Raw genomic sequence first — 7,464 nt, forward strand, 5'->3', positions numbered from 1 at the left:
TGGGACGACCTGGTGCTCCCGCCGCTCACCCACCGGCGGCTGCGGGAACTCGCGCTGCGCGCCCGCCACCGGGAACAGGTCCTCGGACAGTGGGGGATGCGGCCCGGCGGCGGCCGCGGCCGCGGGGTGATCGCGCTGTTCGCTGGCGAGTCGGGCACCGGCAAGACCATGTCCGCCGAGGTCGTCGCCGCCGACCTGGGCATGGACCTGTACGTGGTGGACCTGTCCACGGTGGTCGACAAGTACGTGGGCGAGACCGAGAAGAACCTGGAGCGGATCTTCACCGAGGCGTCGGCGGTCAACGCCGTGCTGCTCTTCGACGAGGCCGACGCGATCTTCGGCAAGCGCTCGGAGGTGAAGGACGCGCACGACCGGCACGCCAACATCGAGTCGGCGTACCTGCTCCAGCGCATGGAGTCGTTCGACGGGATCGCGGTGCTGACCACCAACCTGCGGGCCAACCTGGACGAGGCGTTCACCCGCCGGCTGGACGTGATCGCCGACTTCCCGGTGCCCGACGCCGGCCAGCGGCTCGCCCTGTGGGAGCGCTGCCTGGGCGACCGCCTGCCCCGCGCCGGCGACCTGGACCTGGACTTCTGCGCCGACCGCTTCGAACTGGCCGGCGGCTCCATCCGGGCCTGCGCGGTGACCGCGGCCTACCTCGCGGCGGAGTCCGGGGCGCCGCTCACCATGAGCCAGGTGGTGACGGCGATCGCCCAGGAGTACCGCAAACTGGGCCGCCTGGTCCTGGAGACCGAGTTCGGCCCGTATCTGCCGGTGGCCTTCGGGGCGTGAGGCTCAGTCCTGGGCGTCCGGCCCGAGAAGGTGGGCGTGGTTCTGGGCGAAGAGGTTGCGTGCCCGGAGGGTGTCGAGCAGGCCGTAGGTGTCGCACAGCTCCTGGAATCGCTTCTTCGCCTTTTCGATGGCCGCGTCCGACTCTTCCCTGACGGTGTCCCTTGTGTGCACCAGGGCATCCGCCCTCTGCTGTGAGAGCTTCTTGGCCTGGTCGGTCTTCTTGGGGTCCGCCGCCGTCTTCTTGGCGGACTTGACCGCCTGCTCCGCCGCTGCCTCGGCTTTGCTCAGCTTCTCCAGCGCGTCGGTGTAGACCCGGGAGATCTCCTTCATGGCGCTGATCAGCTCAGGGGCGAGCCCTTCCTCGCTCTTTCCGGTGCGCAGGTAGGCGTCGATGTTCGCGAGGTCCTCGTCGGCGAACCCCTTCGGCAGCGACCTTCCCCCCGGGCTCTTCACGTGCCCGTACGCGTCCTTGTCCTGCTGGTGCCATGCGGCGTGCTTCTGCGCTCCGGTCTGCTCCTCGGGCGGGAGCGACTTCTGGTGCTTGCCGGAGCGGGTGGGCGGCGCGCTGACCCGGATGCGTTCGTAACCGGGAGCCAGGCCGCCGGTCTCCGTGCGGCCGGTGTCTCCGTCCGCGTGCCACGCCTCCATGCGGCTGCCCCCGGCGAAGCTGTCGGGCTCCTCCATGTACCTGACGGTGAATCCCATCAGGGCCATCGCTTCGAGGTTCCCGCTGCGGAAGCCGAGGTGACGCGTGGTCGCGTTGCGGTGCAGGTAGTCGAACACCTGGAACTGGTGGTTGCGGGTCGTGCCGACGGTGCGCTTGAAGTCGTCGTCGTTCCAGAACTGCGTCAGGTCGACGACCTTGGCGTGGAAGCCGCGCATCTCCTCGTCGTGGTCGTCGCTCGCCTCGGGCTTCGGGGTGTAGGCGTCCACGATCGACGCGTACTTCGGCTTCCCGGCCCCGGCGGCGCCCCCCTGCCGGTTCTTCGGCGCGGAATCACCCACGATCAGCACCAGGTCCACGCTGCCGAGTCCGGCGATGATCTGTGCCATGCCGAGGTAGCCGGAATCGTGCTCGATGTGGACCTCGCCGCTCTTGCCGCTGAACCTGGACCACAGGACCGCGATCTTCTTGCCCTTCGCGTCCACGTTCTTCCGCTTCAGCCACTCCTCGACGGGGTCCGCGGCCCGGTCCGTCCCGTCTCCGTCGAGCCCCCAGCCGGCCCGGATCTTCTCGCGCATCTCCTCGCTGAAGTTCTCGCCGACGTACTTCGTCGCGTCGCCGACGCCGATGGGCTTCTGCCCCGAGGCCCTCTTCACCGCCGTCATGCGGCTGTCGGATTCCGCGACCGGAACCGGCGTGATCCGGGGGGCGGCTATGCCCGATTGCGTGTAGAACTCCTGGAGCTTGCGGACAGCGCCTTCCTCGCCCGGGGTGTGGGTGATGTAGAGGCGGACCTCCGGGTCGGCGATGAGCATCGCGGCGACGGCGAACTGGTCTCCGGAGGCGTAGGCCGGCTGGTGGAGCACCTTGCCGGGCTTCGGCCCCGCGTCCGGGGCGGCCCCCGCGGCGGAGGGCGCCTCCATCCGCTGGACGGCGGGCGCGGACGTGGTGCCCGGGGCCTGCGCGTCCGGGCCGGCCGGGTGCCGCTGGAGCGTGGCCGGCCCGCTCAGCACCCTGGCGGCGGTGGCCTCCGCCTCGCGCTCGAAGCGGTCCGACGGGTCGGAGATCCTGAGCCCGTTACCGTGCTCGGTGCCCGCCACCGGGCCCTGGCGCTGCTGGACGACGTGCGTCAGCTCGTGGGCGAGGGTGTGCTTGTCGCCGCCGCCGTCGCCGAGGACGACATGGCTGCCGGAGGTGTAGGCACGCGCCCCGATGGCACGGGCCGAGCGGGCGGCGACGGGACCGGTGTGCAGGCGCACATCGGAGAAGTCCGTGCCGAACCGCGCCTCCATGTCCTGACGCACCGGCGCCGCCAGGGGCTTGCCGGCCGAGCGCAGCACGTCGTGCACCCCGGGATCGGGCTGCTCGGCACCGACCCGTCCCCGACGCTCGCCCGGTTCAAGGAGTACGTGGCGCAGGGCCGTATCCACTACTTCATCGCGGGCGGCGGCATGGGCGGGGGCATGGGCGGCGGCGACGGCACCGCCTCGCGGATCAGTTCCTGGGTGCAGAGCACGTTCACGAAGGTGACGGTGGGCTCGGCGACGTTCTACGACCTGACGCGGAAGGCGGGCGACTGAGCCGGGATCCCGGCCGGAAATCGTGTTGTACACCTCCCAAGGCCATCCCCAGCGCTGGCTGATTCTCGGCGTCATCTGTCTCGCGCAGCTCACCGTGCTGCTCGACAACACCGTCCTGAACGTGGCCATCCCCTCGCTCACCCGCGAGCTGCACGCGGCGACCTCCGACATCCAGTGGATGATCAACGCGTACTCCCTGGTCCAGTCCGGCCTGCTGCTCACCGCCGGCAGCGCCGCCGACCGCTACGGCCGCAAGAAGATGCTGATCACCGGACTCGTCCTGTTCGGCGCCGGTTCGCTGGTGGCGGGACTCGCGGGCAGCACCGGCCAGCTGATCGCCGCGCGGGCCGGCATGGGCATCGGCGGCGCGCTGCTGATGACCACCACGCTGGCCGTGGCGATGCAGATCTTCGCGCCCGAGGAGCAGCCCAAGGCGATCGGCATCTGGAGCGCGGTCAACGCGCTGGGGTTCGCCGGCGGCCCGCTGATCGGCGGCTTCGTGCTGGACCACTTCTGGTGGGGCGCGATCTTCCTGCTCAACCTGCCGGTCGCGGCGCTGGCCGTGGTCGCGGTGGTGATCCTCGTGCCCGAGTCCAGGAACCCGCGCGGCGACCGCCCGGACCTGGCCGGCGCGGTGCTGTCCACCATAGGCATGGCCTCGCTCGTCTACGCGATCATCTCCGGCCCCGGCCACGGCTGGACGTCGGCGCGGGTGCTGGTCACGGCGGCGGTCGCGGTGCTGGTGCTGGGCGCCTTCGCCTGGTGGGAGAGCCGGACCGAGGAGCCGATGCTCGACATCCACTTCTTCCGGGACCGGCGGTTCACCGGCGCGGTCGCCGGGGCCGTGCTCATCGTGTTCGGCATGGGCGGCGCGCTGTTCCTGCTGACCCAGCACCTCCAGTTCGTCCTCGGCTACGAACCGCTGGAGGCCGGTCTGCGGACCGCTCCGCTGGCGCTGACGGTCGTGGTGCTCAACTTCAGCGGGCTGTCCGCGAAGTGGTCGGCGAAGCTGGGCACGCCGGCGTCGATCGCGCTCGGCATGGTGTGCATGTCCGCGGGCCTGGTGTCGATCGCGGAGGTGGACTCCGGCGGCTACGCGGGGACGCTGCTCGGGCTGCTGCTGATCGGCGCGGGGTGCGCGGTGGCGAACCCGGCGATGGCGCACGCCATCATGAGCGCCATCCCGCGGGAGAAGGCGGGGGTGGGCGCCGGCATCAACGGCACCCTGGCCGAGTTCGGGAACGGTCTCGGTGTGGCCGTCCTCGGTGCCGTGCTCAGCTCCTCCATGGCCTCGGGGCGCTCGCTGTCCGCCGGGCTGGGCGCGGGGCAGCTGGTGGGAGCCGCCGCCGTGCTGGCCGGCGGGTTCGTGGCGGCCGGGCTGCTGCGGCGGGCGGAGCGGGTGTCCGCCTGACGTCCGGGGCCGGGCCGCACGTCGGCACGGCCCCGCGCCCCTTCGCGGCGGACGCGGTCCTAGCATCTTGGCAAGCGTATGAGACGAGAAAGGTGCGCCGGTGACGAAGCAGGCAGGCCGGTCGGCGCGGGACAGCGTCTGGCGGGAGCGCGAGCCCCGGCGCGGCGGACGCGGCGGGCAGCCCTCCGGGCTCGACCGGGAGCGGATCACCGAGACGTCGGTGCGGCTGCTGGACGCCGAGGGGCTCGCCAGGTTCTCCATGCGCCGGCTGGCCGCCGAGCTGAACGTCACCGCGATGTCCCTGTACTGGTACGTCGACACCAAGGACGACCTGCTGGAACTCGCCCTGGACGCGGTCTACGCCGAGCTGCGGCTGCCCGACCCGGACGACGCCGGCGCCGACTGGCGCGAGCAGCTGCGGGAGCTGGCCACCGCCTACCGGCAGCTGCTGGTGCGCCACCCGTGGCTGTCGCCGCTGGCCGGGCGCTACCTCAACATCGGCCCGAAGTCGCTCGCGTTCTCCCGCGCGATCCAGCGGGTCGTGCGCCGGGCGGGGCTGCCCGCGCACGGGGTGACCGGGGCGATCTCGGCCGTCTTCCAGTTCGTGTACGGCTTCGGCACGATCGAGAGCCACTTCCTGACCCGGGTCGCGGACACCGGGCTGTCCCCGGAGGAGTACTTCGAGCAGGCCATGGCCCTGGTGGACGAGGTCCCGGGGACCGCCGAGGTGATCGGGGAGTCCAAGGACATCATGGCGGCGCGCGGCGGCGACACGGTGGCCGAGATGCTGGAACGCGACTTCACCTTCGCGCTGGACCTGCTGGTCGCGGGCATCGAGGCGATGGTCGCCCGGGGCTGACTAGTCCTCCTGGACCAGCCGCGCCGGGAACCCGCCGGTCGCCACCGGGCCCCACCGCTTCGGGGTCACCCGGATGATGGACTTCCCCTGCTTGACCATGGCCTGCCGGTACTCGTCCCAGTCGGGGTGCTCGCCGGCGATGTTGCGGTAGTACTCGACGAGGGGTTCGACGGAGTCCGGGGCGTCGATGACCTCGGCCGTGCCGTCGATCTGCACCCAGGGACCGTTCCAGTCGTCGCTGAGGACGACCAGGCTGACCCGCTCGTCCCGCTTGGCGTTGCGCGTCTTGGCCCGCTCCGGGTAGGTGGAGACCACGATCCGCCCGGAGTCGTCCACCCCGCAGGTCAGCGGGGAGGCCTGCGGGGAGCCGTCGGACCGGCGGGTGATCAGCAGGGCCCGGTGGCGGGGCCGTACGAAGTCCAGCAGCTCGTCCAGCGGTACACGGGTGTTGGTAGCGATGTTCGGTGCCATGGGGGCAGCCTAGGGGCAGCGGGTGCCCCGAGGCCGACCCTGCCGTGCCTACGCCTGGGGGAGCGAGTCGCCCTGGACGGCCTGGATGTCCAGCTCCACCTTCAGCGTGGTGCCGATGGCGGCGATGCCCGCCTGGAGGACCTGGTTGTAGTTCATCGCGAAGTCCTCGCGGCGCAGTTCGGCGGTGGCCCGGAACGCGGCACGGGTGCCGCCCCAGGGGTCGGCGCCGGTGCCCAGGTAGGCGAGGTCCAGGTCCACCGGTCGTACGACGCCGTGCAGGGACAGTTCGCCGTGCACGGTCCAGCGGTCGGAGCCGGCCTGGGTCAGGCCCGTCGAGCGGTAGGTGATCTCCGGGTGCCGTTCGACGTCCAGGAAGTCCGCGGAGCGCAGGTGCGTGTCGCGCATGCCGTTGCCGGTGTCGATGGAGGCCGCCCGGATCACCGCCTCCACCCGGGACTTGCCGATGTCGTCGGGGGCGATCTCGATGGTGCCGCCGAACTCCGTGAACCGGCCGTGCACGCTGGAGATGCCCAGGTGCTGGGCGACCGCGGCGACCGAGGAGTGCGCCGGGTCGATGGTCCAGGGGCCGGGCGGCGGCAGCTCGGTGCCGCCCTGCCGGGCCAGCGTGACCGTGCCGACCTCGGCCCGGCCGCTCGCGGTGACGATCGCGGAGGAGGCCGCGGGCGCGTACCCGACGGCCGTCACGATCACGGTGTACGCCCCCGGCGCCAGCTCGGTGGTGTCCCGTACGGCTCCCTCGTGATCCGCCTCGGCGCGCAGCACCTGCGTACCGGTCATGTCGGTCACCGTGACGACCGCGTGCGACACGGCCCACCCGTCCCGCGTACGGATCTTCGCGGTCAGTCCCATCCCGTTTCTCCCTGAAAAAGGCTCAAAAATTGCTCGTACGAGACCGGCCCGCGGCGTGCGCGCCCTCCGCTCAGGGCGCGCACCGCCACGGGCCGGGGTGTGACTACTCGCCGGGGTGGGCGAGTTCGATGTCGTGGCCGTCCACGCCGGGGCCGGTCACGGTCAGCGCGGTGGCCACCGGCGGGTAGCCGGTCGCGATGACGGTGTACTCGCCGCCGTCCAGGTCGGTGAAGGCGTACGCCCCGTCCGCCCCGGTGGTGGCGGTGCCGACCACGTTGCCCGCCTGGTCGACCAGGGTGACCCGGGCGTCGGCCAGCGGGCCGTGCGGGGCCCGGACGACACCCTGGAGCCGGGCGCCGGCGTCCAGGTCGACCTCGATCCGGGTGACGCCGGTGGCGCCGACCTCGACCGGCAGGGCCCGCGGCCGGAACCCGCTCGCGTTGACCGCGACGGTCACCGTGCCGGGCACCAGGTCGGTGAGGGCGAAGTCGCCCTGCTCCCCGGTGGCGGCGGTGGCCAGCAGGTCACCGCGCACATCGGTGACGATCACCATCGCGTCCTTGACCGGCTGCGCGCTCCCGGCCGCCCGGACCACGCCGGTCAGCCCGCTGGTGCCGCTGAGCAGGATGTCGTACGACACCGGCTCCTCGCCCACCACGATGGTGGAGGCCTGCGGCTGGTAGCCGTCGGCGGAGGCGATCAGGACGTAGCTGCCGGTGCCCGGGGCGTCGAGCGCGTAGGAACCGTCGGCCTGGGCGACCGAGCGGCCCAGCTGGCGGCCGGACAGCGATATCAGGGTGACCGCGGCCTGCGG

At 72.0% G+C, this 7,464-nt stretch carries 8 protein-coding genes; 4 read left to right on the top strand and 4 right to left on the bottom strand.

The genetic code is table 11. The annotated features are described in order from the left end of the window. Window positions 1–795, top strand: a 795-nt coding sequence (locus H5J33_RS17265) for an ATP-binding protein (protein ID WP_181795819.1), incomplete at its 5' end; no start/stop codon positions are given. 3 nt (window positions 796–798) lie between these two features. On the opposite strand, the gene H5J33_RS37530 is transcribed toward H5J33_RS17265, so the two are convergent. Then, a complete protein-coding gene (locus tag H5J33_RS37530) occupies window positions 799–2,808 on the bottom strand; it encodes a DUF4157 domain-containing protein (protein WP_399552846.1) in 2,010 nt (669 codons plus the stop codon). Here H5J33_RS37530 and H5J33_RS37535 point away from each other — a divergent pair. The 3 genes from H5J33_RS37535 to H5J33_RS17280 all read left to right on the top strand — a co-directional run bounded on the left by H5J33_RS37535 (window position 2,803) and on the right by H5J33_RS17280 (window position 5,309). After that, a complete protein-coding gene (locus H5J33_RS37535) occupies window positions 2,803–3,039 on the top strand; it encodes a hypothetical protein (RefSeq protein ID WP_399552847.1) in 237 nt (78 codons plus the stop codon). The two genes, H5J33_RS37530 and H5J33_RS37535, sit on opposite strands and share 6 nt — an antisense overlap. A gap of 25 nt (window positions 3,040–3,064) precedes the next feature. Further along, the gene (locus H5J33_RS17275) at window positions 3,065–4,450 is read left to right on the top strand and encodes an MFS transporter (protein WP_220212445.1); all 1,386 of its coding nucleotides are present in this window, start codon (window positions 3,065–3,067) and stop codon (window positions 4,448–4,450) included. A gap of 100 nt (window positions 4,451–4,550) precedes the next feature. Beyond that, a complete protein-coding gene (locus H5J33_RS17280; RefSeq protein WP_181795820.1) occupies window positions 4,551–5,309 on the top strand; it encodes a TetR/AcrR family transcriptional regulator in 759 nt (252 codons plus the stop codon). Here H5J33_RS17280 and H5J33_RS17285 read toward each other — a convergent pair whose 3' ends face one another. From H5J33_RS17285 to H5J33_RS17295, 3 genes are all read right to left on the bottom strand, one after another. Continuing rightward, complete coding sequence (locus tag H5J33_RS17285; RefSeq protein WP_181795821.1) at window positions 5,310–5,780, bottom strand: PPOX class F420-dependent oxidoreductase; 471 nt, start codon at window positions 5,778–5,780, stop codon at window positions 5,310–5,312. A gap of 48 nt (window positions 5,781–5,828) precedes the next feature. Beyond that, complete coding sequence (locus tag H5J33_RS17290; RefSeq protein WP_181795822.1) at window positions 5,829–6,650, bottom strand: YceI family protein; 822 nt, start codon at window positions 6,648–6,650, stop codon at window positions 5,829–5,831. A 103-nt stretch (window positions 6,651–6,753) separates the two neighbouring features. After that, window positions 6,754–7,464, bottom strand: a 711-nt coding sequence (locus H5J33_RS17295) for a collagen binding domain-containing protein (RefSeq protein WP_181795823.1), incomplete at its 5' end; no start/stop codon positions are given.

This window comes from Streptomyces sp. WELS2, from assembly GCF_013870595.1.
GTDB lineage: Bacteria > Actinomycetota > Actinomycetes > Streptomycetales > Streptomycetaceae > Streptomyces.

Excerpts from the sequence above, each read along its gene's own strand:
- H5J33_RS17285 (WP_181795821.1), bottom strand. The coding sequence starts at position 5,780 with ATGGCACCGAACATCGCTACCAACACCCGTGTACCGCTGGACGAGCTG.
- H5J33_RS17290 (WP_181795822.1), bottom strand. The coding sequence starts at position 6,650 with ATGGGACTGACCGCGAAGATCCGTACGCGGGACGGGTGGGCCGTGTCG.